Origin of the sequence: Oceanobacillus sp. FSL K6-3682, assembly GCF_037976165.1 — a bacterium.
Classification (GTDB): Bacteria; Bacillota; Bacilli; order Bacillales; family Amphibacillaceae; genus Oceanobacillus; species Oceanobacillus sojae.
On record NZ_CP150263.1, the window covers coordinates 4,120,085 to 4,145,822 of the forward strand.

General features: G+C 40.5%; 24 protein-coding genes. All 24 read right to left on the reverse strand.

Annotated elements, in window-relative coordinates; translation table 11 throughout:
- Positions 1-65: 65 nt before the first annotated feature.
- The 24 genes from spoIID to upp all read right to left on the reverse strand — a co-directional run bounded on the left by spoIID (position 66) and on the right by upp (position 25,308).
- Positions 66-1,283 (reverse strand): stage II sporulation protein D, encoded by a 1,218-nt coding sequence (spoIID, locus tag MHH51_RS20060; protein WP_246145271.1) that lies wholly within the window; start codon positions 1,281-1,283, stop codon positions 66-68.
- Positions 1,284-1,509: 226 nt separating this feature from the next.
- A complete protein-coding gene (locus MHH51_RS20065) occupies positions 1,510-2,541 on the reverse strand; it encodes an oligopeptide/dipeptide ABC transporter ATP-binding protein (RefSeq protein ID WP_339283249.1) in 1,032 nt (343 codons plus the stop codon).
- Positions 2,542-2,545: 4 nt separating this feature from the next.
- Complete coding sequence (locus MHH51_RS20070) at positions 2,546-3,481, reverse strand: C40 family peptidase (RefSeq protein ID WP_339283251.1); 936 nt, start codon at positions 3,479-3,481, stop codon at positions 2,546-2,548.
- A 1-nt stretch (position 3,482) separates the two neighbouring features.
- Positions 3,483-4,604, reverse strand: a complete 1,122-nt coding sequence (locus tag MHH51_RS20075; RefSeq protein ID WP_339283252.1) for a dipeptide epimerase — start codon at positions 4,602-4,604, stop codon at positions 3,483-3,485.
- Positions 4,605-4,645: 41 nt separating this feature from the next.
- Positions 4,646-5,560 carry an LD-carboxypeptidase gene (locus tag MHH51_RS20080; protein ID WP_147212452.1) on the reverse strand — a complete coding sequence of 305 codons (915 nt, stop codon included), beginning with the start codon at positions 5,558-5,560 and terminating at the stop codon, positions 4,646-4,648.
- A gap of 100 nt (positions 5,561-5,660) precedes the next feature.
- Entirely contained in the window at positions 5,661-7,337 is a 1,677-nt protein-coding gene (locus tag MHH51_RS20085; RefSeq protein ID WP_339283253.1) for a peptide ABC transporter substrate-binding protein, read from the reverse strand.
- Positions 7,338-7,352: 15 nt separating this feature from the next.
- Complete coding sequence (locus MHH51_RS20090; protein WP_339283255.1) at positions 7,353-8,357, reverse strand: ABC transporter ATP-binding protein; 1,005 nt, start codon at positions 8,355-8,357, stop codon at positions 7,353-7,355.
- 9 nt (positions 8,358-8,366) lie between these two features.
- Positions 8,367-9,323, reverse strand: coding sequence for an ABC transporter permease (locus MHH51_RS20095; RefSeq protein ID WP_339283257.1), 957 nt, complete (start codon positions 9,321-9,323; stop codon positions 8,367-8,369).
- A 2-nt stretch (positions 9,324-9,325) separates the two neighbouring features.
- Positions 9,326-10,258 carry an ABC transporter permease gene (locus MHH51_RS20100; protein WP_339283259.1) on the reverse strand — a complete coding sequence of 311 codons (933 nt, stop codon included), beginning with the start codon at positions 10,256-10,258 and terminating at the stop codon, positions 9,326-9,328.
- Between the two features lie 175 nt (positions 10,259-10,433).
- Entirely contained in the window at positions 10,434-11,258 is an 825-nt protein-coding gene (locus MHH51_RS20105; protein ID WP_147212447.1) for a M55 family metallopeptidase, read from the reverse strand.
- A gap of 664 nt (positions 11,259-11,922) precedes the next feature.
- Positions 11,923-13,254 carry a UDP-N-acetylglucosamine 1-carboxyvinyltransferase gene (gene murA / locus MHH51_RS20110; RefSeq protein ID WP_339283261.1) on the reverse strand — a complete coding sequence of 444 codons (1,332 nt, stop codon included), beginning with the start codon at positions 13,252-13,254 and terminating at the stop codon, positions 11,923-11,925.
- Between the two features lie 36 nt (positions 13,255-13,290).
- Positions 13,291-14,088, reverse strand: a complete 798-nt coding sequence (locus tag MHH51_RS20115; RefSeq protein WP_339283263.1) for a YwmB family TATA-box binding protein — start codon at positions 14,086-14,088, stop codon at positions 13,291-13,293.
- 53 nt (positions 14,089-14,141) lie between these two features.
- Positions 14,142-14,390, reverse strand: coding sequence for a DUF1146 family protein (locus MHH51_RS20120; protein ID WP_147212444.1), 249 nt, complete (start codon positions 14,388-14,390; stop codon positions 14,142-14,144).
- Positions 14,391-14,768: 378 nt separating this feature from the next.
- Positions 14,769-15,167, reverse strand: coding sequence for a F0F1 ATP synthase subunit epsilon (locus tag MHH51_RS20125; protein ID WP_147212443.1), 399 nt, complete (start codon positions 15,165-15,167; stop codon positions 14,769-14,771).
- Between the two features lie 75 nt (positions 15,168-15,242).
- The gene (gene atpD, locus MHH51_RS20130) at positions 15,243-16,640 is read right to left on the reverse strand and encodes a F0F1 ATP synthase subunit beta (RefSeq protein WP_147212442.1); all 1,398 of its coding nucleotides are present in this window, start codon (positions 16,638-16,640) and stop codon (positions 15,243-15,245) included.
- Positions 16,641-16,673: 33 nt separating this feature from the next.
- Positions 16,674-17,534 carry an ATP synthase F1 subunit gamma gene (atpG, locus tag MHH51_RS20135; RefSeq protein WP_339283265.1) on the reverse strand — a complete coding sequence of 287 codons (861 nt, stop codon included), beginning with the start codon at positions 17,532-17,534 and terminating at the stop codon, positions 16,674-16,676.
- Between the two features lie 81 nt (positions 17,535-17,615).
- The gene (gene atpA / locus MHH51_RS20140) at positions 17,616-19,127 is read right to left on the reverse strand and encodes a F0F1 ATP synthase subunit alpha (RefSeq protein WP_147212440.1); all 1,512 of its coding nucleotides are present in this window, start codon (positions 19,125-19,127) and stop codon (positions 17,616-17,618) included.
- Positions 19,128-19,145: 18 nt separating this feature from the next.
- Positions 19,146-19,691 (reverse strand): F0F1 ATP synthase subunit delta, encoded by a 546-nt coding sequence (locus MHH51_RS20145; protein ID WP_147212439.1) that lies wholly within the window; start codon positions 19,689-19,691, stop codon positions 19,146-19,148.
- A complete protein-coding gene (gene atpF, locus MHH51_RS20150; protein ID WP_147212438.1) occupies positions 19,688-20,215 on the reverse strand; it encodes a F0F1 ATP synthase subunit B in 528 nt (175 codons plus the stop codon). The genes MHH51_RS20145 and atpF overlap by 4 nt, the downstream gene beginning before the upstream one ends.
- A gap of 173 nt (positions 20,216-20,388) precedes the next feature.
- Positions 20,389-20,601, reverse strand: a complete 213-nt coding sequence (gene atpE / locus MHH51_RS20155) for a F0F1 ATP synthase subunit C (RefSeq protein WP_147212437.1) — start codon at positions 20,599-20,601, stop codon at positions 20,389-20,391.
- Between the two features lie 47 nt (positions 20,602-20,648).
- The gene (gene atpB, locus MHH51_RS20160) at positions 20,649-21,371 is read right to left on the reverse strand and encodes a F0F1 ATP synthase subunit A (protein ID WP_147212436.1); all 723 of its coding nucleotides are present in this window, start codon (positions 21,369-21,371) and stop codon (positions 20,649-20,651) included.
- Between the two features lie 54 nt (positions 21,372-21,425).
- Complete coding sequence (locus tag MHH51_RS20165; RefSeq protein WP_339283267.1) at positions 21,426-21,818, reverse strand: ATP synthase subunit I; 393 nt, start codon at positions 21,816-21,818, stop codon at positions 21,426-21,428.
- 471 nt (positions 21,819-22,289) lie between these two features.
- Positions 22,290-24,488, reverse strand: a complete 2,199-nt coding sequence (locus MHH51_RS20170; RefSeq protein WP_339283268.1) for a S8 family serine peptidase — start codon at positions 24,486-24,488, stop codon at positions 22,290-22,292.
- A 190-nt stretch (positions 24,489-24,678) separates the two neighbouring features.
- Complete coding sequence (gene upp / locus MHH51_RS20175) at positions 24,679-25,308, reverse strand: uracil phosphoribosyltransferase (RefSeq protein ID WP_147212435.1); 630 nt, start codon at positions 25,306-25,308, stop codon at positions 24,679-24,681.
- Positions 25,309-25,738: the final 430 nt, after the last annotated feature.

Consider the following 25,738-nt stretch of genomic DNA (forward strand, 5'->3'; position numbering starts at 1 on the left):
AGTAGAAACGTTTTTACCTTTACAATAAAAGTAGTTTTACCTATTTAGACAATTAAAACCCCCGCTTAGTTAGAAACGAGGGTTGGTGCAATTTCACTTACCTGACTGATTTCTACATCTGTATAGTAGTAGTGAATAATGTCTTCATAGTTTTTTCCTTCTGCTGCCATGCCATTTGCGCCGTATTGGCTCATTCCGACACCATGCCCATAGCCCTGAGTCGTAAAAATCAGATGATTGTCACTCTGTTCAATGGTAAAATCACTGGATCTCAAGCCCAATTTATCGCGAAATTCCGGTCCTGTAAAAGCATTCCCGGCAACTGTTATTTCTTTTACCCTGCCGCTGTCTGTATGGCTGATTTCCATTGGGATTTTCTTATCATCCTGAAGCGGTATTTGTAATGCCTCCGATACTTCTGCGACACTCAGCGTTGTCTGACTGGTGAATTCTGGTGCATTCTTATCCCAGGGACTCTCTACACTGCGCAGATAGGCAACCTCACTCTCCCAATAATCCTCCGAGTTTTCCGTATATCCGTTACTTGTGGAGAAAAAAGAGGCTGTAATCGGTGCCTTATTATAAGTTATGATTTGTCCTTCTGTTTCCTTAACTGCCTGATTTATTTTATTCATTTTCTCCTGATATTCTGCTCCCCATTGCTCTTGCAGCTCCTGTTCACCTTTATATACCTGATGCTGTGTTGAATCAGTCAAATCATAGTTGCCATTCTTTTCTCCATTCAGCAGGAAGTTGACAGTAAATGTTCTCGCAGCAACTGCCTGGGCTTTTAACGCCTCCATTTCAAACTCTGTCGGCATTTCGGAGGAAACAACACCGGCAACATATTGCTCTACCGGAACATTCTCCACCTCGTCATTGCTCACCCGCATGACAGATACATCAAATGGAGATGCCCCGACCTCCACTGCTTCCTCCCCCGCCGCTGTTTCTTCAGAAGTATCCTCTGCCCCGTTTTCTTTATCAGGATTTTCTTCACCTGTATCCACCACTTCTACACCTGCACTAATTTGATTATCCGTCTTTGTAATCTGGACAATAATTGCCGGGACTGCCAGAATAAAAATAATCAGTACTGCAAAAACACCTATTATCATTTGCTTCCAAGGAGATGGGCGCTGATGATTATAATACGTTGATTTCCGGTTAGAAAAAGGTACGATTTTCTGTAATGGCTGGTTCGGTATCCTTTTCTTCTGCTGCAGCTGCTTCATTTTCTTATGAATTGCTGTGTTTTTCTGTTTATACTTTTTGTTATGCACGTTCCTCCTCCTTTTCTAAAACTTTCTGAATATCCTCTTAAGCTGTTTATCTATCATGCCTACTATTAAATCTATACATTTTATTGGCAAAATAGACCTTTTTCTTATGATAATTTTAGAGAAAAAATATGTGGGAGGCTGGAACTGCTCATAATATGTATGCATTCAAAAACCATAGAAGCTCTCCTTTATTCGTGCAAAGAGCATTCTATGGTTTTTAATTTTATTAAGCCTGTATTTCCTCTTCTTCAATTTCTCTCGACCGCTGTGGTCCAGTCGTCGGACTGTCTTTATAGTTCTCATCATAAAGATGGCAGGCAACGCGATGGCCGGACTTTATTTCCTGCCATATCGGCTTCACATCCTTGCATATATCCATTGCCATCGGGCACCTTGTCCGGAACACGCACCCTGAGGGCGGATTTATAGGGCTTGGCAATTCCCCCTCTAAAATAATCCGTTCTCTCTCTTCTTCTATATCCGGATCGGGAATAGGAATGGCTGATAGAAGAGCTTTTGTATATGGATGCAATGGATTCTCATAGAGATCCTCGCCGTCGGTCTCCTCTACCAAATTCCCTAAATACATCACGCCAATCCGGTCTGAGAATTGCTTAACCATCGATAAATCATGGGCAATAAATAAAAATGTCAGCCCTTTTTCCCGCTGTAGCCGCTTCATCAGATTCACTACCTGCGCCTGTACGGAAACATCCAATGCAGAAATCGGCTCATCGGCAATAATAAAGTCCGGATTCAGTGCCAGCGCTCTCGCAATTCCGATCCGCTGCCGCTGTCCGCCGCTGAATTCATGTGGATAGCGGTTTACATGGTCCCTGCTTAGTCCAACCTCCTCCAGCAGTTCGTACACACGGTTCATCAAATCCTTTTTCTTCTTAAAGATACCATGTACCTCTAAAGGCTCGGAGATAATTTCTTTGATGGTAGACCGTGGATTCAACGAAGCATAGGGATCCTGAAAAATCATCTGCATCTTCCGGTAAAGCGCGAATTGTTCCTTTTCGCTTAATCCATGCACATTTTCATAATTAAACCAGACATCTCCGTCTGTTTTATCATATAATCCCAGAATCGTACGGCCGATAGTAGATTTTCCACAGCCGGATTCTCCAACCAGGCCATAGGTTTCCCCTTTAAAAATATGGAAGGATACACCATTGACTGCTTTTAAAATATCTGCCTTTCCAACATCAAAGTATTTCACAAGGTTTTTTACTTCCAGTATTTTATCTTCCATCTCTTCACCTCCAGTACCTTCTTGCTGCGCATAGCTCCCTTTCATACTTGGTTCCTTTTAAAGGTGTAATTTCAATTCCTTTTCCTGTTTGTGGTGAATGCAGCATCTCTCCATTTCCTTTATAGATGCCGACGTGATGAATTTCACCTTTTCCTTCCTGATATGCAAAGAAGAGTAAATCTCCCGGCTCTATTTTCTCAAAAGCAATCTCTTCACCTGCATCTGCCTGGTCCCCTGCATCACGGGCAATCCAGTAACCATTTGCTTTATGTGCCGCATATGCGAGCCCAGAGCAATCATAGCCAAAGGAGCTCATACCGCCCCAGAAATAATCGAGGCCGATAAAAGAGAGGCCGGCAGCCACAATATCTTCGCCGCTACCCGGCTCTATGCCAGCTTCATTGGCAACTATTATTGTTTTTTCTTTAGCAATCTGCTGTTTTCCTGTTGGAGTCTGCACATAAACATGTATATCATCCTCATCTAAGTAAGGCAAAATTGTTAAATAACTCAGCTGCATACTGATTTGCTCGTCTGGATCTTCCAGCCGGGCATCCTTTGCGATCACGACGCTATATTTATCCTGCAGCCAATTTTCTTTGTTAACACGTGTCAACTGCCGAATTGGAATATAGCCCGGATAGCCTCTTTTATCTTTTTTGGATGGCTGAAATGGAGCAATAACATGTGCCCACTCTCCTTCTTCCTCCAGAACAAGAACAGGCTCTCCATATAAAGTCTGCGACTGTACCAGATTGTCATTACATAAAGCCAAACCCTGCTCATATGTTAAGCTGTTCACCCACTTAAGTATATCTGTCGGGCTTGAGACCCCATATTCATCCTCTGCTCTGGCAGACTGCGGATTAGTCCAAATCGTTGCAGCCTGCACATTTGTTACATGAAACATTTCCGGGAGCTTCTCAAACATCTCTTTCATTCTACCAACTCCTTTCACTTTTGATTCCTCCAAGATAAGCTTCTTTTACAGATTTTATTCCAAGTCCAGACTGATCAGGAAATGTAATTTGATTTCCTTTTCCCACGTAATGAATACCGCCTTCTAAAATATCATCTGACAGCATAAGAGGTGCATCAAAGTCAAAGCGTGTCACTGCCGGATGGCTAGCTGCAAAATGAGCAGCTGCTGTAATTCCCAGTTTAGTCTCAATCATGCTCCCAGCCATACAGGAGATTCCATAAGCTTCACAAAGGTTCGCAATTTTTATCGCCTGGTGGATTCCTCCAGACTTCATCAGCTTAATATTAATCAAATCTGCAGCACCCATTTCCAGGACACGCCGTGCATCGTGCACAGAGAATACAGCTTCATCCGCCATAATTAGCGTTGTGGTATGGTCGGTAATATATTTAAGCCCGGTGATATCATAGGCTGGCACAGGCTGTTCTACCAATTCAATATTTAAGCCCAGCTCTTCCATTTTTGTTATTGCTTTAACAGCTTCTTTTGCGGTCCAGCCCTGATTTGCATCTAATCGGATCAGAACATCCTCTCCTGCCGCTTTCCGGACAGCAGCTATCCGTTCTATATCTTTGTCTGCCGAATCTTTACCTACCTTTACCTTTAAAATATCGAACCCATTTTCTTTATATAATTTTGCATCCTTCTGCATTTGATCAATCTTATTCACACTGACGGTATAATCATTTTCAATCTGAGAACGGTATCCTCCCAAATATTGATATAAAGGCTGATTTGCTGCTTGTGCCAGACAATCATATAACGCCATATCCACAGCAGCCTTGGCACTGGTATTATGAACAATCGCCTTCTCCAACTGCGTAAAAATATGTGCGTAGGATGATAACTCTGCATCCTTTAAAATCGGGCGGATTACCTTATCGATTGTGTAGTGGATGCTTGCCAGACTATCTCCTGTAATCACATGCGTCGGCGGGGCCTCTCCCCAGCCGAGGACGCCATTATCACAGGTGATTTTCACAAAAATACTTTCTGCAACAGTTACCGTTCGCAGTGCTGTTTTAAAAGGTGTATGCAAAGGGATCGAGCTATGATAAAGTTCTAAATCAACTATCTTCACGGTAAACGCCCCTTTCTAAATATATGACTCCTCTTATATGCTTAACGCACTCCCGGTGACAGCTGGAGAGTCTTCGTCCTGCTGGATAAAGTTGCTTCTACTCCCAAAGGGATAGAGAAATGTGGAAAGCAATGACCAATTCGGAAACCGGCAATAACCGGCTTTCTATAATTTTTAAAATAATGCTTCCAAACTTCTTCCAATCTCAGACTTGGTTGTACTTTAGGGTCTGCTTCTGCAAAATCACCGATAATTATCCCGGCAGCCTGCTGCAGCTTGCCGGCCAAACGCAGCTGATTCATCATCGCGTCAACCCGGTAAGGCTCCTCACCAATATCCTCTATGAATAATAATTTATCCTTTGTGGAAATTTCATAAGGGGTGCCAAGCGTTTGTACCAGCAGCGACAGATTTCCGCCGACGATTTTCCCTGATGCCTCTCCTTCTCGATAGACAGTAAGCCGGGAAATACTCTCCGAATAAATAAGGTTAGTCGGACCAAACAGCTGCCTGAATAATTGACTCGAAAGTGTATCAAAGTCTTTTTTCACCATATCCGATGCCGGCATTGGACCGTGAAAAGTAATTAAGCCGGTCGCTTGGCGGATTGCTGTATGTAAAAATGTAATATCACTGTATCCCCAGATAATTTTAGGGTTCTTTTTGATTAATTCCATGTCTATTTTATCAATGATGCGACCTGTTCCATAACCTCCCCTTGCGAAAATAATTGCTTTCACATTCCGGTCAGCAACCATTCGATGAAAATCGGCTAAACGATTTGTGTCCTTCCCTGCTAAATAGCCATATTGATCATAGACATGTTCTCCTAACTTTATCTTTAAGCCCATATTTTCAAAAAAGGAGAATGATCTTTCCAGTTTTTCTTGCTCTATAGGACCTGCCGGCGCAATAATTCCAATGGTATCCCCAGGCTTTAAACGATAAGAAAGCATGTATGTATCCCCCTTTTCCGACAAACAGGAAAGTATATTTCTTTAAAATAGAGATAGGCTCAAGGGACCTGAAGGCCGGTACATGAGCCTATCTATTTTCTTATTCTGTCTTGTCTGCGTATTTCAGATCAAAGTATCCTACCGGATGACGAAGAATTCCTTCCACACCATCTGCTTCAAGTACAACTACATTGTAGTAGCGGATTGGCATAGCAATCATTTCTTCAGCCAGAATTCTTTCAGCCTCATATAAATACTCATAGCGCTGCTCTTCATCTGTTTCACTTTTACCTTTTTCAATAAGCTCATCGTATTCTTCACTTGAAAAACCAGTCCGGTTCATATAAGAATCCGTTATAAAGCTTTCCAGGAAGTTGACCGGGTCAGCATAATCATTAAGAAACGAACTTCTGGAGAACTGTAATTCAAGGTTTTGCTGTGCTTCTGCGAATACGTTCCATTCCTGATTTTCCAGTGTGACATCGACACCCAAGTTTTCACTCAACATATTTTGCATTGTTTCTGCTACTGCCTGGTTAACATCACTAGTACTGTAAGTTAAAACAACCGGCGGAAGTTCGTCATATCCTTCTTCCTGCATTCCTTCTTCCAGCAGTTCCTGAGCAAGCTCCGGATCAAATGACAGCAAATCACCATTTTCTTCACGGAAATCTTTTCCGTCCGGCGCTGTAAAGCCTGGTGATACAAAACCATATGCCGGTTCTACTCCCTGTTTTACTACGTATTCTGCAATATCATCTCTGTTAATTGCGTAAGAAATTGCCTGCCTGATTTTCTTATTTTGAAATGGCTCTTCTGTCAGATTAAAACGATAGAATTCCAGACCGCCGCTTTCGCCGATAAATACATTGTCTCCATCAATTAATTCATCTGACATTTCTGGAGGAATGCTCGCTGTATCTAACTCACCTGTCTGGAACATTTGATATTGTGTATTTGTGTCGTTAACCATGGAAAAATGCACATAATCTAAATTAACTGCATCGGCATCCCAATACTCCGGATTCTTGGCAAAAATCATTTCACTGTCATGTTCCCATGAGTCCAGCATAAATGGCCCATTTGCCACAAATGTATCTGCTTCTGCATACCAGTCAGGTGTTTCTTCTGCAACCTGATGATTAATCGGGAAAAATGCCGGATTTGTAAGCAGGTCTAAGAAAAATCCAGTCGGCTGGATTAAAACGACTTCCAATGTCTTATCATCAATGGCAGTTACATTCACATCATCGGCTGATCCTTCACCGCTGTTATATTCCTCGCCGCCTTCAATGTAGTAAGCTAAAAATGCTGCCGCAGAAGCTGTTTCTGGATCTAACATATGCTTCCAGGCAAAGACAAAGTCCTCTGCTACTACCGGATCCCCATTGGACCAGTTGGCATCTTCACGTATATGAAAGGTATACGTCAAACCATCTTCAGAAATGTCCCAGCTCTCTGCCACACCTTCAGCAGCCTCTGAATTTTCATCTAAACGCGTTAACCCTTCCATCAGGTTGTTCAAAGGATCCCAGGATAGCTGATCAAATCCAACTGACGGATCGAATGATGTCGGTTCCTGGCCGTTATTAATATATAATGTCTTTCCATCCAGATCTGGCGTTTCTTCTGCTGCTTCACCATCTTCACCATTACCTTCTTCTGTTGTGTCTGTATTCTCCGGCTCTTCCCCAGCATCCTCATTCGCTGTACATGCAGCGAGAAATAGTGCCGTTAACATCACCAGGAGAACCCATAAAAGCTTCCTTTCCTTCATTGTCTTGCCCCCTTTTTAAGTTTGTAAGACTTCAGCAGCTATAAGCTGCTTAGCCCGTTCATCCTGCAGCCAGCAATCCACTTGATGTGAATCACTGACTCTATTGGAAACGGGATAAACTTTATCACACACCTCCATCGCAAAAGGACAGCGTGCCGTAAATGGACATCCTTTTGGAGGTGAGAATAAATCAGGTGGAGTGCCGGCAATCGGCTTCAGCTCTTCTTTTGCGTCTAATCTGGGGACAGAATTCAGCAGCCCCTGCGTATATGGATGCTCCGGCCGATAGAATATGTCCCGCTTACTTCCAGATTCAATAATTTTTCCTGCGTACATGACGATAATACGGTTCGCTATTTTTGCAACAACACCTAAATCATGCGTAATCAAAATAATTGATACACCAGTCCGCTGCTGAATCGTTGAAAACAGCTCCAGTATCTGTGCTTGAATCGTTACGTCCAATGCAGTTGTCGGTTCATCTGCTATCAGTAAATCAGGGTCACAAATAAGTGCAATAGCTATGACAATCCGCTGACGCATTCCTCCGCTGAATTGATGAGGATATTGTTTTAAGCGTTCTTCCGGATTGGGAATACCAACCAGATCCATCATTTCAATCGCTTTTCGCTTCGCTTGAGCACCTGTAATTTTCTTATGTTCTTTTAAACCTTCCATAAGCTGTGTACCTATCGTTAAGGTCGGATTCAACGCTGTCATTGGGTCTTGAAAAATCATAGAAATATCAACACCGCGAATGGCACGCATTTTTTTCTCTGAATAAGCTGCTAAATCCTGTCCTTTAAAAATAATGGAGCCCTTTGTAATTTTTCCTGGAGGATCTGGAATCAGCCGCATAATGGCATTAGAGGTAACGCTCTTACCACATCCTGATTCACCGACAATCGCCAGTGTTTCCCCTTTATCCAAGTGAAAATTGACACCTCTGACAGCTTGGACTGTCCCTCCATAGGTTGTAAATGTAACATGCAAATCATTTACTTCAAGTATTCTTTCCAAGTTGTCCACCTACTTTCTTAATTTCGGATCGAGTGCATCCTGAAGACCGTCTCCCAGCACATTAAAAGCAAACATCGTAAAGGAAATAAAGAATGCCGGGAAGAACAATGTCCACCAGTTTCCGGATAAAATGGCCCCCAGCGAATCATTTGCCATTACTCCCCAGCTGGCAAATGGAGCCTGAATTCCCAGACCGATAAAACTTAAAAATGCTTCGGCAAATATTGCTGATGGGATCGTCAAAGTCATCTGAACAATAATTGGCCCCATCGCATTCGGCAGGAGATTCTTCCGGATAATCCGGGATGTTTTTGTGCCAAATGACTTAGATGCGAGGACAAATTCATAGTTCTTTATTTGCAAAACCTGTCCCCGCACGATTCGGGCCATCCCTACCCAGCCGGTGATTGTCAGTGCCAGAATAATGGTTCCAAGGCTTGGACCAAGCACAACTAAGAGTAAAATAACAACTAATAAGTATGGTAAACCATATAAAACTTCAATAATACGCATCATCACGTTATCAGTACGGCCACCTTTATAGCCGGAGATTCCTCCCCAGATAATACCGATGGTTACGTCGATTAAAGCAGCTATAAAACCTACAAACAAGGATATTCTGGCGCCATACCAAGTACGTGTAAAAACATCTCTCCCTGCATTATCTGTACCGAACCAATGCTCCATAGACGGCGGCTGATATTGATCGGGAAGGCTCTGTCTGTTCACCTCATAAGGTGAGAATATTGGACCGATAATTGCCATAATAGTAAGCAGCACCAAAAATATAAGACCAAGCATAGCCATTTTATTTTTAACTAAGCGGCGCCAGGCATCCTGCCAATAGGACAGGGATGGCCGGGATACCTGCTCCAGCTTTTCCTTATCCCGTTCTTTCCAGGAAAACCATTCATCAGGGACATTGGCAGCAGCTTGCGTGTTTTCCATCTCTTCCTTTGATTTCATCTCTATCTGCCCCCTTTTTGGTGCATTTTAATACGTGGATCCAGTATGCCGTAGACAATATCCACGATAAAAAGCATAATAATCAAAAAGGCGCTGTAGAAAACAGTCGTCCCCATAATAACCGGGTAGTCACGCTGATTAATACTTTCCACAAAGTATCTTCCCATTCCCGGGATCGCAAAAATTTGTTCAATCACAAAGGTTCCTGTCAAAATTCCGGCAAATAGAGTCCCCATAATTGTTACTACTGGCATTAATGCGTTTCTAAGCGCATGTTTAAAGATTACCTTCCAAGGAGACAAGCCCTTTGCTCTAGCCATTTTGATATAATCCTGTGTCAGCACCTCCAGCATGGTGGATCGAGTCAGCCGGGCAATGATTGCCATTGGCCCGGTGGCCAGCGCAAGCACCGGCAGCACCATATGAGCAGGGCTTCTCCAGGTAGCTGTCGGGAATATTTCCAGGTTTACAGCCAACTGTTGGATAAGAAGTGTCGCTAAAATAAAGTTTGGTATGGAAATACCTAAAACTGCGATTCCCATTGTTAAATAATCCAGAAATCCGTTATGTCTGAGCGCGGCAATGATTCCAACTAGTATCCCTGAAACTACTGCAACGGCAATCGTGATAATCCCCAGCTCAAAAGAAATCGGAAATCCTCTCGATAAGAGATCGTTCACAGTCTGGTTAGGTTGTTTGATAGAAGGTCCAAAATCAAAAGTGACAATCGATTTTATGTAGAGCAGATATTGTATATAATAAGGCTGATCCAGATTATAATGGGCCTCCAGGTTGGCCTGTACCGTCGCATTGGAGGACTGATCGCTATTAAAAGGAGAGCCGGGTATATTGATCATCAATATAAAAGTAAGTGTAATAATCACCCATAGTGTGATAATCATAATTAATAAACGCTTTAAAATATATTTCAGCATATGTTTCACCACGCTATCCTAAAATTTTTCATACACTATTCCTGTCAGACATCCCCTTCATAAACAGAAGGAGAAAAGTAAGCTTGTATAAATAAGAGAATAAACCGGCTTGTTATTAATGATAAATATGTTTGTTTTTTGTATTCATTACACTTTAAGAGGATGTTCAAGAACTCTAAGAAAAAGTTGTCTGCATTGCTAATTCTGTCATTACCAGCATAGCTTGATAAGCTTCCTTTATATCTTTTGCCTGAAAACGGACTTTTGTTGTACCTGGAATCCATATTGTTCCTGGCATTAAATTCGCCCATTCTGCCTGACCGCTATTATTAAACTCCATTGTCAGCTCTGGCTTTTCTGGAGGTATCAGCGGCTTTACAAGACCGCGTTGATCGAGGGCAAGCTTGACTTTTTCCTTAAGCAGCAGCCCGGCCTTTTTTGGTGTTAAACTTTTTACGGATGATCTGGAAATGGTCTCTTTCACAGCAGCAGTAGTCACATTAGGTATTAATTTCTCTGCTTCTGCTGCTGCCTGATCATCTCCTGCTACAAATAAAACAGGGACACCATAATATCCGGCAAGATAGGCATTCATCCCCATTTCACCAATACAATGATCATTAATATAGAAATTCCTGACAGCATGTATCATGGAATGTGACATCACTCCATACTGTCCAGCTCTTGCATGATAGCCTACAAAAAAAGCACCGCTATACGTATCATTTAAGCCTTGCATCATCGAAAACGGTTTCACTTCTCCAGTTATTAAAAGTGCATCCGGATGAATTCGATCAATAAGCAAATTATTCATCTTAGAATGACTGTCATTAACTAAAACTTCTTCGGCTCCATAATCAAACGTAGCCTGAATGACATAATTCGCTTCCTCCGTCATGATTTTTCGGGCTCTTTCATAATTATGCTTTCTCCAGTCTACAAAGGTAGCATCTGGAAGACCAGTTATTCCTTCCATATCAACGGACATATAAATTTTCATTCTCATCATCCAATCGAAATATTAGTAATTTTCTCTAAATATAGCATGTTTTTGCCAAAGTGAGAAGAGATATATTGGGAAAAAGTGAATTGATATTCATTTTATTTTCTAACCATTTTTTCAGAAAAACGAATAGACTGCTATTTAAGCATAACATATTACTAATCATATCTATTTAATACGAATTCAAAAAATAATTCTTTGTACCTACGTACGCTGTATAGAAATATATACTGCTACCATTTAGGAGCATTCTAACAATCATTTGATCTTTAAAGTTTTGGTGTTCTTGCCAAGAAGATGTCCGCTCCGGGAAGCCGCTCCCATCTATGAATAAATATGCTTCATTTTGCTTTCTTACAAGAAATGAAACTAATGCAAGCGGACATTTTTTGGTGGAACGAATAATTGTAGTCCTAGTCCCGTTGAAAAGAGTAACGCGGGAACGAATGTTCTTATTTTTTTACTAGGGGATAAGCGACACTTTAGCTCTGGCTGCACCTATAGTTTGGGAGCCACAGAAAACGTAGTGTATTTCTGGGCCTAATAAGATTACTTGCCCAATCAAACCCGTTGGAGCTGCTATCTTTTATATAGATTGTAATAAATCAAAAAAAGATGTACCCGCATAAGGTACATCTTTTTTTGATTTATTCATAGTTAATTATTCAGTGATAAATTCATTTAATTCGACATTTTCTTCTGCGCCCAACGGCTGAATCACGACACCATTTTCATCGATGCGTCTAATGTCTGCGCCAAGATTCGCTAATTTACCTACGATATCGACATATCCGCGATCTAAGTGTTTTAATTCTGTAACCCTTGTATAGCCTTCACTTACAAGTCCTGCAAGGATAAGTGCTGCCGCTGCACGTAAATCTGTAGCTGCTACTTCTGCACCTTGAAGTTCAGAAAGACCTTCGATAATCACACTGCGACCTTCAATTTTAATATTTGCATTCATACGGCGGAATTCTTCCACATGCATGAAACGATTCTCAAATACAGTTTCTGTTATTACGCTTGTTCCTTTAGCACACAACATCAATGCCATCATTTGTGATTGCATATCTGTTGGGAAACCGGGATGAGGTAAGGTTTTGATGTCTGTAGAGCGAATAGCATCGGAGCCAATAACCCGTAAGCCGCCATCTTCGTCTAAAACTTGAACGTTCATTTCCTCTAATTTTGAAACAACAGAACTTAAATGTTCACGTACAGCATTTTCTATTAGTATGTTTCCATTTGTAATTGCTGCTGCAACCATAAATGTTCCTGCTTCAATACGATCTGGAATCATTGTATGTTCTGTACCATGAAGTTTCTCCACACCAATAATACGAATTGTTTCTGTACCAGCTCCAACAATTCTTGCTCCCATTTTATTCAGGTAGTTAGCTAAGTCAACAATTTCAGGTTCTTTCGCTGCATTTTCGATAACAGTTTTTCCATCTGCTAATGCAGCTGCCATCATAATGTTTTCTGTAGCTCCTACACTTGGCATATCTAAATAAATTTTCGCACCTTGAAGACGGCCGTTTGATTTTGCTTCTACAAAACCATTACCGACATGAATGTCGGCGCCCATTGCTTCAAAGCCTTTTAAGTGTAAATCAATTGGACGTGATCCAATTGCACATCCTCCCGGCATAGCTACCTTTGCGTGTCCATAGCGGGCTAATAACGGTCCCAGCACAAGCACGGATGCACGCATTTTTCTTACATATTCAAATGGGGCTTCTGTTTCCAACTTGTTAGAAGCGTCAATCATTACTGTATTTTCTGTTGAATCAAATTCCACATTGGCATTTAAGTTTCGAAGTACTTCATTAATTGTGTATACATCTGCTAATACTGGCACTTCTTTTATAATACTTTTTCCTTCACTAGCAATTAAGCTAGCAGCAAGTACAGGCAGGACTGCGTTTTTAGCACCTTCTACACGTACAGTGCCTTCTAACTTTCGTCCGCCACCAACGATGATTTTTTCCATGTCATAAATCCCCTTCAGAATCTAATTTCCCTATTATTAATATTCATTGATTAGGATAGGTGTTCCTACCATAAAACTTATTTCCCCTTGACGATCAGCAACAGCAGCAATTTGCACATTTTTTGGGTTATTTTCCATGTAATAAAACTGCTCCCATGTTTTTGTATACCCATATGTACTTTTTTCAATCCTTGAATTTTCTATATTGTCATATTTAGTCGATATATGCTTTATATTAAAATATATTTTTGCTTTATTTACAAATACATCGTGATTCATTATACCACTATCTTGTACAGATAGACAAGTATATAATTGTGACTCTTTTGTTAAATAATCCTTTAGTATAGCTGTTTTTTCTTTCTGATACTTTTGGCTTATTTGATTATCCCAATCAGTCCCGTGCAATACAATAATTACTTCTGCTGATTCATTCTTATCCAAAGGAAGAATCACATTATATATTACGTAGAAAGGATCATTTTTGTGACGACTTTCAAATGTATATTTTAAACGGTTTTCATCCTTATCCTCATATGATGTATACTTTGCTTCCAAGTTTTGAATAAGACCCTCTGCACGCTCTGTTTCCAGCTGTTCTTTCATTGTAACCTCCCAAAAGTTAATTGACAGATCATACTCTTCTGCAAAAGCCGCTAAGTCTTCCATTTCATCTGTCTGATGAGGCTGACTGAAGGCTTGATTCACAACAAAGCAAATAACAAGCAGTAAGCAAAAAGCCTGCTTTTTAAGCTGAACCGGATTTTGAAATGCATGAAAGAATCTTACGTTTATAAAGGGGAAATTAGAACTGAAAAGAATTCTATGAAACATAAAAAACCCTCCTATCAAATCTATTAATCTTAGTTTTGACAGAAGTGTTTAGTTCAATACATATTTATGAAAGAAAACAGATAAATTAAATCACCTGACCATTTTAATATATCGAGGAAAAAATTGCTTACTCCTGTTCCGATAACAATCGTTATAAACAAAAGAAAAACTCTCGCTTCGGCAGATCTTCCTTTTTTAAATATTGTTTCAATCCGAATCGCTGTAATAACTTTCCAGGTCAGATAAATAAACATGAGATGTGAAAAGATACTGATTAAAGCCAATTGGCCTGCTGAAAACATGGAAATCTCCTTTCTTTCAATGGTGGATTAAAAATTACCTCATAGGAATATATGATGACAATTTCATTAGAGATTATATGGTGAGTACTCACACCCCGCAAAATGGATGGCAATTTTAAAATTTTTACTCTAATTCATCCGCATTGAAAAAGTAAGTAAATAAATATCTAATCCAACTTTTATATTTTGTCTTATAATGCAAAATCATATTTGCATCAAATCATTTCCCGGGAAATTATAACATATTTCACTTTTTTTTCGGTAATCACTACTTTAAGAATGAATTACAGTGTCAATTTATGATGATTTTTTCTACTGCTTATAAAATAAACTCCCTGCCTAAATAAATGGACAAGGAGTTTATTTCAAAATATTCTCTTATGAATTTGCGATTTCCAGACGATTAATTGCCCGTTTTAATGCAAGTTCAGCACGATATCTATCTATTGTATCGCTTTTATCCTGAAGACGTTTCTCCGCACGTTCTTTTGCCTCTTTTGCACGCAGAATATCAATATGATCAGCGGTTTCAGCAGACTGTGCCAGGATAGTAACCTTATCAGGCTGTACTTCCATAAAACCTCCACTGATTGCAACCTGCCGCGTATCGCCTGCTTTTTTCAAGCGGGCAATACTAATCTGTAATGGAGCGACAAGCGGAATATGTTTTGGCAGGATACCAATTTCACCGGTTTCCGCTTTACAGACGACCATATCAAAGCTATCTTCCAGAATCGGACCTTCAGGAGTGACGACACTTACTGTTAATGTACTCACTGTTTACCCCTCCTAACAGCTGGCTGGAAGGCCTTAAAGGATGATACACTTTTATGAATTATCCTCAGCTGTCTATTATTCCGAAGCTTTTGCTTTTTCAACAACTTCTTCAATTCTTCCAACAAGACGGAAGGCATCCTCAGGAAGATCGTCGTACTTTCCTGCGAGAATTTCTTTAAAGCCTTGAACCGTTTCTTTTACCGGAACATACGAACCAGGCTGGCCAGTAAACTGCTCAGCAACGTGGAAGTTTTGCGATAAGAAGAACTGAATACGACGTGCGCGGGAAACAACTAACTTGTCCTCTTCACTTAACTCATCCATACCAAGGATTGCAATAATATCCTGCAATTCACGATATTTTTGAAGTGTACGTTGTACTTCTACTGCTACTTCATAATGCTCCTGACCAACTACTTCCGGGTCAAGCGCACGGGAAGTTGATGCTAATGGATCCACGGCAGGATAAATACCTTGCTCAGAAAGCTTACGATCTAAGTTAGTCGTTGCGTCTAAGTGGGCAAAAGTAGTTGCCGGTGCCGGATCAGTATAGTCATCGGCAGGAACATAGATTGCTTGAATAGAGGTTACAGAACCTTTATCCGTTGAAGTGATACGTTCCTGTAATTGTCCCATTTCGGTAGCAAGTGTCGGCTGGTAACCAACGGCTGACGGCATACGCCCAAGAAGTGCGGATACCTCAGAACCTGCTTGTGTGAAACGGAAAATGTTATCAATGAACAATAATACGTCCTGACCTTGTTCATCACGGAAATATTCTGCCATTGTAAGACCAGTTAATGCTACACGCATACGTGCACCGGGCGGCTCGTTCATCTGGCCGAATACCATTGCTGTTTTTGCAATAACACCAGAGTCACTCATTTCATAGTAAAGGTCATTTCCTTCACGAGTTCGTTCACCTACACCCGCAAATACGGAAATACCACCATGCTCCTGAGCGATATTGTTGATTAATTCCTGAATTAATACGGTTTTACCTACGCCGGCTCCACCAAACAGACCAATCTTACCACCTTTGATATATGGTGCAAGTAAGTCTACAACCTTAATACCAGTTTCCAAAATTTCAGTTTCTGTAGACAGATTTTCAAATTTTGGAGCTTCACGGTGAATTGGCTCTAAGCGTACATCATTCGGCAGCGGCTCATCTAAGTCAATTTTTTCACCTAAAACGTTAAATACTCGTCCTAATGTAACATCTCCAACCGGTACAGAAATTGGTCGACCTAAATCTTCTACTTCTGCTCCACGCTGGAAACCATCTGTTGAGGACATAGCAATTGTACGAACACTATTATCCCCAAGATGAAGTGCTACTTCCAGCGTTAAATCTTCACCTGGTCTTTCACTGCGTACTATCAGTGCATTGTTTACAGCCGGGAGCTGTCCATCTTCAAATCGTACATCAACGACCGGCCCCATCAGCTGTGTTACGCGTCCTTTCGTCATCTGTTTCCCTCCTGACTTAACTTACCTGAGTGACTATTCAAGTGCTGCTACACCGCCGACAATCTCGGTAATTTCTTGTGTAATAGCTGCTTGACGTGCACGGTTATATGAAAGTTCTAAATCACCAATCAGTTCATTTGCATTATCAGTAGCACTTCGCATTGCTGTCATACTTGCAGCATGCTCACTTGCTTTTCCATCAAGTAATGCACCAAAAATCAAGCTTTCAGCATATTGAGGTAAAAGTACTTCCAGAATTTCTTCCTGATTCGGATCAAATTCATAATCAGACGCAGGAGCTTCCTGTTCACCTAAATCAGCAATTGGTAAAAGCTGTTTGTTTGTAACTACTTGAGAGATTGCACTTACATAATGATTATAAATAATGTGAAGCTCATCAATTTCCTGATCAGCATACATTTGCACTGCTTCAGAAGCAAGGTTTTTCACATCCGCAAATGTTGGATGGTCCGGCATTCCCAATATACTTTGAGAAACCGGAAGTCCGCGCTTACGGCAGAAATCATAACCTTTTCTTCCAATAACAATAATTGTATATTCATCCTTGCTGGAATGTTTTTTCTCAATGTTATTTACAAGACTTTTTAAAATATGACTGTTGTAAGCTCCAACCAAACCACGGTCAGAAGTGATAATTAAATAACCAGTTTTCTTCACTTCCCGTTTAATAAGCATTGGATGCTGTGCATCCGTACTGGAATTCGCAATACTGCTCACGACTTCCTGCAATTTATCCGCATAAGGAACAAATCCACGTGCATTCTGTTCTGCCTTGGACATTTTCGATGCTGATACAAGCTCCATTGCTCCGGTGATTTGTTTTGTTTTTTTCGTTGAGTCAATTCTTCCTTTTAAATCTCTAAGTGATGCCAAGCTTTTCACCACACTTTCCTATAAGGAATGCGGACCGAAGATTTTCGTTTCGGTCCTTTTTACTTCTCTATTATAGACATCTTATTGATTAGATGGTAAGAATGTTTTCTTGAAGCTTTCGATTGCTCCGCTGAATTCTTTTTCATCCGGCAGGTTGCCTGTTTCACGAATTGTTGTGAAAATATCATTTTGATTATGCTCAATCCAGATATTCATTTCTTCTTCAAAGCGTAAAATATCTTCAACAGGAATATCATCTAAGAATCCTCTTGTTAATGCATAAATAATTGCAACCTGCTTTTCAACGCTCATTGGTTTATGAAGACCCTGCTTCAATACTTCAACAGTGCGTTGACCACGATTAAGCTTTGCCTGAGTAGCTTTATCCAAATCAGAACCGAATTGCGAGAATGCCTCCAATTCACGGAAGGAAGCTAAGTCAAGACGTAATGTCCCGGCAACTTTTTTCATGGCTTTAATTTGTGCGGATCCACCTACACGAGATACGGATAAACCTGCGTTAATCGCCGGACGTACCCCTGAGAAGAATAAGTCGGATTGTAAGAAAATCTGACCATCTGTAATAGAGATAACGTTTGTAGGGATATACGCTGCGATATCGCCTGCCTGTGTTTCAACAAAAGGTAATGCAGTTAAAGAACCGCCGCCTCTTGCATCACTCAGCTTAGCTGCACGCTCTAATAAGCGTGAATGCAGATAGAATACGTCTCCCGGGAATGCTTCACGGCCTGGCGGGCGGCGTAATAGCAAGGAAAGTTCACGATAAGCTACTGCCTGCTTAGATAAATCATCATATACAACAAGAACATGCTTCCCGTTATACATGAACTCCTCACCCATCGCTACACCTGCATAAGGTGATAAGTATAGTAATGGAGCCGGATCAGATGCACCTGCAGTTACAACAATCGTGTAATCTAACGCACCATGTTTACGGAATGTTTCTACTGTAGCACGGACGGTAGATTCTTTTTGGCCAATTGCCACATAAATACAAATCATATCCTGGTCAGCCTGATTCAAAATGGTGTCAACGGCAACAGTTGTTTTACCTGTTTGACGGTCACCAATAATCAACTCACGCTGTCCACGTCCAATTGGCACAAGTGCATCAATTGCTTTAATACCTGTCTGTAATGGCTCATCAACGGATTTACGATCCATTACACCTGGTGCCTGCGCTTCGATTGGGCGGGTTTTGGATGTTTCAATTGCTCCTCTTCCGTCAATTGGCTGACCAAGAGGGTTGACTACACGTCCTAAAAGCTCCTCCCCAACCGGTACTTGCATAATACGACCTGTGCGACGAACTTCGTCACCTTCTTTAATATCCTGGTAAGGCCCAAGAATAACGATACCAACATTGCTTTCCTCTAAGTTCTGAGCTAAGCCCATTACTCCATTAGAAAACTCCAGCAGCTCTCCGGCCATTGCATTATCAAGTCCGTGTGCACGTGCAATACCGTCTCCAACTTCAATAACTGTTCCAACATCAGTAACTTCTATGTCTGAATCAAAATTTTCAATTTGCTTTTTTATCAGCGTACTAATTTCTTCAGCATTAATGCTCATACCATTTCACCCCTATCATCAATTATTAGCAGACACAATACTACGGGAGATTCGATTTAGCTTACCCTTAACCGTACCATCATAAATCGTATTTCCAACTCTGATTTTTACTCCGCCAAGAATGGACGGGTCGACGATATTGTTAAGCTGAACTGCGCTTTTTCCCAAACGGACAGCAAAAGAGCGTTCTAATTGACTCTTTTCTTCATCCGATAAACTTCTTGTCGAATAAACTGTAGCATCTGCCATTCCTTTTGCATCATTTACTAAAGAAATGTATTCGTCGATAATGGTTGGAATGATCGATGTTCTATGGCGATCCACCAGTAATTGAAGTGTATTCAAAACGGTCTTGTCCAACCCTTGGAATGCTTCAACTACAAGCTGTTTCTTTTTTGCATTATCAATCTTTGGATGCGTCAGGAATTTAGCTAATTTCTTATCATTTTGAAAAACAGGCTTTACAACTTTTAAATCTGCTGCAAACTGTTCTAATTTTTGCTGTTCTACTCCAAGTCTGAAAAGAGCATCTGCGTATCGTTTTGCAACTACTGCACTACTCATCGCTCTTCTCCTACCTCTTTAATGTATTCGTTGATCAACTTCTCCTGATCCTGCTCGCTTAGTTCTTTCTCAATAACTTTGCTTGCAATTAATACAGATAGAGAGGCCACTTTATCTTGTAATGCTTGAATAGCTCTTTCTTTCTCATTTTGAATATCTGCCTGAGCTGCTTCTTTAATACGCTCTGCTTCTTTTCTTGCAGATTCAATAATTTGTTCTTCCTGCTTGATACCGGCTGATTTTGCATCTTCAATCATTTTTTGAGCTTCTGCTCTTACCTGATTTAATTGCTCAGCTGCATCTTTAGAAGCTTTTTCTGCATCTGCTCTGCTTTTTTCAGCTTCTTCGATTTCATTCGCCACGTATTGCTCACGTTCTTCCATTTTATTCATTAATGGACCCCAGGCGAATTTCTTCACCAATGCAAGGAGTACAATAAAGAAAAATAGCTGAACCAGCATATCCGGCCAACGTAATCCGCCGACACTTGCACCAACTGTTAATAAATCAATATATGAATGCACGAACTCCACTCCTTCCGCTAAGACATCATCATAGAATAGAACTGGTTCTATTCTGTATGTTACACACGAAAACTTGTACTAGTTGTTTTTTGTAAAATGTTTATCCTGCATAAAGGAATGGCGAAGATTCTCCCCTAAGATGAACTTCGCCATTATATTTTAGAAAATGCGGTTTATTGGAAAATTGCCATAAACGCGATAACCGCTGCGATAATTGGAATCGCCTCAACTAGTGCTACCCCGATAAACATAGTACCTTGTAGCGGACCTCTTAATTCTGGCTGACGTGCAATTCCCTCTACTGTTTTACTTACGATCATACCGTTACCAAGACCAGCACCTAATGCTGCTAATCCTATTGCGATTGCTGCTGCTAAAGCTCCCATAAATAATTTCCTCCTTTTTATGTGTAAAAAATAAATTATTGCTTTATTTAATGGTCTGAGCTCACTTTATGAGACATGTACACCATTGTTAACATGACGAATACATATGACTGAATACCGCCGATAAACACACTGAATCCTTGCCATGCCAGCATTGGAATGGCAGCTCCAAAAAATCCGAATATACTTGATGTTGCTAAACCTACCAGGAGTCCTAATAAAATTTCTCCAGCGTAAATGTTACCGAATAGACGAAGACCCAACGTTAATGTATTTGTGAATTCTTCGACAATTTTAAATGGCAACATAAGCGGTACTGGACTTACATATGTTTTAAAGTAAGCTTTTGTACCCTGAACTTTTATACCGTAGTAATGTGTCAACACGATGATCATTGCTGACAGCGTTAATGTCATAACAGCATCTGCTGTCGGTGACTTCCACCACAGGGTATGTCCGACTGTTCCAACAGTGGCTACCCCAATAAGGTTACTTACTAAGATATAAAAGATAAGTGTTAATCCAAGTGGAAGAAATACTCTTCCTGTTTTCCAATCCATATTGTCTTTTATAATGCCTCGTACAAACTCTACTGCCCACTCCATAAAGTTTTGCATCCCTTTAGGCTTCATTTGTAATTTTCTGCTTCCCCATACACAAAAAACAAATACAATAAGTGACACAATAAAAGTCATTAATAGATTTGAAAGATTTAAATCCGCACCTGGTATCCCAAAAATATCATGAACTATTGGATTATCGTGATCCAAAATTATCACCCCTTTACCAAGAACTATTTGTAAGTAAAATGGAATACTGGAGGATTAGTCTTCTTTCTGGTTACGCATAGTAATCTGATAGACAATAAAATCTATCATCATAATCAAGTAAGAAGAAACAATCCCAATAATTACAGCATATAGATGAAAATACTCCTCAAAACGCATGGCGATGACAACTGCCAAAACTGCCGCAGCCATTCTGGAGAATGTACCTAGCCCACTCCTCGATTTCCTGCCTGCCGCAATCGTTTCGCCGAGTTTTTCCGACTTGTATTGCAGTAACCACAAGTTATAAAGACTAATACTACTACCTAAGATTAATCCGAGAAAAATTCGGGTATAGGGTAGAAATCCAGCGCAAAGTACCAAGATTGCTAACCAGTAAAGCATCCATTTTCGTTGACGTGTAACCATACTATCAAAATTAGACATCATTGCTGTTTCACTCCTAATGCTGCCCGTCAACTAGATACACTACTGCGATAGAACATAGGTTTGCATCCGTTTTCAATCAAGTTGGGGAATTTCTTGCTAGGCAATACTACTTGTAGTCTTAGATGCGGAGGTGTTACATACTATTTGCATCTATGTATAGAAGGCAGAGAAATGCTGTTTAGCATCCTTTAGAAAGCGTCTTAATTTCACATGGGCTCTACCTGCTCTCCCTTTTTCTCCACACTAAATAAGTTTACAATACGCCTGTAACAGTTGTCAATGTGTATAACGCAATATACGAGGTATTTCTTAAACCGTAATAAATTGCTTCAAATCAACCTTTATACTTATTAAAATAAGCACTTGTGAACCCCATTTCCGGCAAATGGATTCACAAATGCTTTTTGTTCAATTTGACAGTTTTGTGAACATGTCTTTTCAACTATAAAAAATGTCGAATTCTGGTTTATTTTATTGTATAAAAATCAGGGTCTCTACCTGTTCAAATTCTCCGTTCTCAAGCTCAGCAGTAATTAATGCGAGGTAATATCCGGGTGCTCCGGCCTCTTCTTTACTGAGAACTCCTTCATGCATCCCTTTTTCAAGCTCTGCTTCCTTCAGCAGCTTCCGTTCAAATACGAAAGTCTCCGGCTGGTACAGGTTGATTTCCAGGCTCTTCACTGGTTCTGTTAAGTAATATTGATATTTATAGTTTTCTTGTTCGAAGGGTTCCAGGTAAAATTCAAAGCCTGCTGTCTTTGGCTGATCGGCCTCCTGGTTTACAATAATGTATGGCAGATCATAGTTTTTCTCAGCCTCTCTAAGTGTCAGCCATCCTTCATGAACACCTTCTTCTAAACGGTCCCGGTTCATGGACAGCTTCAATGTTATTTCTTTTTGCTCCTTAGGCTGGACGGTGAAGCTCTGTGGAAGACTCCACACTAAACCGTCTTTTCGCTTGGGTGTCTCAAAATAATATGTTTGTTCTTTCTCCGATTTATTTTCTATTGTTACTGTTTCCGTAAACTCTTCCTGATAGCGGCTCAACTTGCCAAACTCCAATTGCGGGTCATAGATAATTGCAGAAGTATCTATCGCAGCTTCAAGCTGCAGGAGTCCCATTCCCTGAGTTGTTGCATTTAAGCGGTGCTCTTTTTCTTCAAAAGGCTGTGCTGTTGTTTTTAGAGCACCAATCAGCTGCTTGTCGGTCCAGTTTGGATGTGCTTCTTTCAAAACCGCAAAGGCTCCTGCCACGTGAGGAGCGGCCATACTGGTTCCATCCATTGCCTGGTATCCTCCTGGAACAGTACTCCAAACAGCAGACCCTGGCGCTGAGATATCCGGTTTAATAGCCCATTGAACGGCAACCGGCCCCCTGGAGCTAAAAGGAGCAATCGTTAGTAAATTGTCTTTTTGAGCAGCATCGATAAAATAAGTACTTTGATTGATTTGCGACTGCAGCCATTCTCCTTCTTCCTTTTGAATAGAGGCAACCGGAATATTTACAGGCTGCCGGTTATTCTGAACAGAAGCCTGGAGCGGTCCAGGCTCCGAATTATAAATAATTAAAGCCTCTGCTCCCATACTTTCGGCTTGAAGAGCCAATTCAAAGAAGGGTATTTCCTTACGTCTGGTAAGAGCAATTTTTCCGTGCATGGATTGTCCCTGTTCCATATTATCCATATCTTCCAGCTGGTAAGAACGATTCAGCTCCCACGCAGGGGCTCCTACCGCTTCTACTAAGGAAATTTCCTTTTTTTCAAATGTATCAATAAGTACAGGATTTTTCTGTGGGGTGGTGGATGCTCCTACAGATACAGACCGGTCTGCTGTTGCCGGTGATCCGACTGTCCATGCATCTGGGCCGCTGTTTCCATTGGCAATCACAACAATAATCCCAAGCTCACTAGCACGATTAACAGCAATACTTGTCGGGTAATCAGGAACATTTACGTCATTTCCTAATGAAAGGTTTATAATATCAACCTCATCTTCTATCGCTTTTTCCATAGCAGCTAATACTTGAACCGTAGAGCCTGTCCCCCCTGGTCCCAATGCACGATATGCGTAGATTTCTGCATCTGGAGCTACACCTTTCATATCCCCGTCACCGGCAATGATTCCTGCAACATGCGTTCCATGTGAGGTGGCAGGGCCTTCCTCCGGTGTCGTTTCCATCGGCTCATCATCAAAATCAACAAGATCATAGCCGCCCTGATAATTTTTCTCTAAATCCGGATGATTATAATCAATTCCTGTATCAATAATGCCAACCTTAACTCCCTTGCCAGTGTAAGATGTTTCATTCAAATCATAGGCTTTAGATTTGGAAGGATCCATCTTTTCAATTACATCAGCATTATCAGCTTGGAAAGGCAGGGCTTGATAAGTTTGATTCTGATGAAATGCCTTAATCTGTTCTATCGAACCCAGTCCAGCTAATTGTTCTGCTTTCCCTTCCACGGCCAGCCCCTTAAAAACAATATCGTAAACAGCTACCACTTCCACAAATGGATGATAAGCTTCTATTTCTTCTTTTACTTTATTAGGGTCGCCTTCCACTTCTATAATGAGTGTTTGCTTGAGCTCTTCGGCATGCGTATCATTATCAATCTGCATCTGCGTTAAAATCAAGCAGACAGCAAAAAAGCATATCATCTTTTTCCACATAACATCTCCACCTCTGTAGAGTAGTTTTCGTGAATAGATGTTATTTTATGCAAATTTTTAAACCTTTAAAGTTATACACAACGTGCTTAGAGGATATTTTCTAATGTTTATCCACGGGAACTGAAGCTGTGATTTTCTGCTGGATATAAAAACAGACTGAATACTATTATCCAGTCTGTTTTTCGTTCTGTTATTTAGTTCCAAATAAACGGTCTCCCGCATCTCCAAGACCAGGAATAATATAACCATGGTCATCAAGCCGTTCATCTAATGCTGCTAAGTAAATATCCACGTCCGGATGTTCTTCCTGTACTGCTTTCACGCCTTCTGGAGCGGCAATCAGGCACATCAAACGAATGTTTTTAGCACCGCGTTTTTTCAAAGCACCAATTGCATCATTTGCTGATCCGCCTGTTGCGAGCATTGGATCAATTACGATAAGCTCACGTTCTTCAATATCATTCGGTAATTTGACGTAGTATTCTACCGGCTTCAACGTTTCTGGATCACGGTATAAGCCTACATGTCCAACTTTTGCCGCCGGGATCAATTTCCGCACACCATCTACCATTCCTAAGCCTGCACGAAGAATAGGTACCAGTCCAAGCTTTTTACCAGCCAATACTTTTGATTTTGATGTAGTTACAGGTGTTTCCACTTCTACATCAGATGTTGGTAAGTCTCTTGTAATTTCAAATGCCATTAGCATTGCAACTTCATCCACAAGCTCGCGAAATTCTTTTGTTCCTGTATTTTTATCACGAATATACGTTAATTTATGTTGAATTAACGGATGATCAAATACAAATACATTACTCATGCCGATCACTCCCTAAAATTATATATCGTTCAAATTGTACTGAAAATCATGTATGCTTTCAAGTAATCTTTGTGGTTATATTAATAATAGTTTATTTCAGAAATTTTAATTTCCTTTTTATTATCGCTTTGATTTGTTGAGAAATCAAGTTGGTTTTATATTTATTCTTTTATATGTAATGGGTACTAATGGAAGTCTAGCAGCGGCCGCTCCAGAAAAACACTACGCATTCCCACAGGAATCTCCGTGTTTTTCTGGAGCTAGTTAGAATTTCTTATGAAAAATTAAAAATATAATTTAACCACTCAATTTATATAGTCAGACTCAAAAAAAGCAAAAAATTAAATATAGAAATAAAAAATCTGCGGAGTAGTTGTGGACTACTCTGCAGATTTTTGAGTTTTATTTAAAATAATAATCTATTATCCAC

Excerpts from the sequence above, each read along its gene's own strand:
- MHH51_RS20065 (WP_339283249.1), bottom strand. The coding sequence starts at position 2,541 with ATGGAAGATAAAATACTGGAAGTAAAAAACCTTGTGAAATACTTTGAT.
- MHH51_RS20070 (WP_339283251.1), bottom strand. The coding sequence starts at position 3,481 with ATGAAAGAGATGTTTGAGAAGCTCCCGGAAATGTTTCATGTAACAAAT.
- MHH51_RS20080 (WP_147212452.1), bottom strand. The coding sequence starts at position 5,560 with ATGCTTTCTTATCGTTTAAAGCCTGGGGATACCATTGGAATTATTGCG.
- MHH51_RS20085 (WP_339283253.1), bottom strand. The coding sequence starts at position 7,337 with ATGAAGGAAAGGAAGCTTTTATGGGTTCTCCTGGTGATGTTAACGGCA.
- MHH51_RS20095 (WP_339283257.1), bottom strand. The coding sequence starts at position 9,323 with ATGAAATCAAAGGAAGAGATGGAAAACACGCAAGCTGCTGCCAATGTC.
- MHH51_RS20100 (WP_339283259.1), bottom strand. The coding sequence starts at position 10,258 with ATGCTGAAATATATTTTAAAGCGTTTATTAATTATGATTATCACACTA.
- MHH51_RS20105 (WP_147212447.1), bottom strand. The coding sequence starts at position 11,258 with ATGAAAATTTATATGTCCGTTGATATGGAAGGAATAACTGGTCTTCCA.
- murA (WP_339283261.1), bottom strand. The coding sequence starts at position 13,254 with ATGGAAAAAATCATCGTTGGTGGCGGACGAAAGTTAGAAGGCACTGTA.
- MHH51_RS20115 (WP_339283263.1), bottom strand. The coding sequence starts at position 14,088 with ATGTTTCATAGAATTCTTTTCAGTTCTAATTTCCCCTTTATAAACGTA.
- MHH51_RS20120 (WP_147212444.1), bottom strand. The coding sequence starts at position 14,390 with ATGTTTTCAGCAGGCCAATTGGCTTTAATCAGTATCTTTTCACATCTC.
- atpD (WP_147212442.1), bottom strand. The coding sequence starts at position 16,640 with ATGACGAAAGGACGCGTAACACAGCTGATGGGGCCGGTCGTTGATGTA.
- atpA (WP_147212440.1), bottom strand. The coding sequence starts at position 19,127 with ATGAGCATTAATGCTGAAGAAATTAGTACGCTGATAAAAAAGCAAATT.
- MHH51_RS20145 (WP_147212439.1), bottom strand. The coding sequence starts at position 19,691 with ATGAGTAGTGCAGTAGTTGCAAAACGATACGCAGATGCTCTTTTCAGA.
- atpE (WP_147212437.1), bottom strand. The coding sequence starts at position 20,601 with ATGGGAGCTTTAGCAGCAGCAATCGCAATAGGATTAGCAGCATTAGGT.
- MHH51_RS20165 (WP_339283267.1), bottom strand. The coding sequence starts at position 21,818 with ATGATGTCTAATTTTGATAGTATGGTTACACGTCAACGAAAATGGATG.
- MHH51_RS20170 (WP_339283268.1), bottom strand. The coding sequence starts at position 24,488 with ATGTGGAAAAAGATGATATGCTTTTTTGCTGTCTGCTTGATTTTAACG.
- upp (WP_147212435.1), bottom strand. The coding sequence starts at position 25,308 with ATGAGTAATGTATTTGTATTTGATCATCCGTTAATTCAACATAAATTA.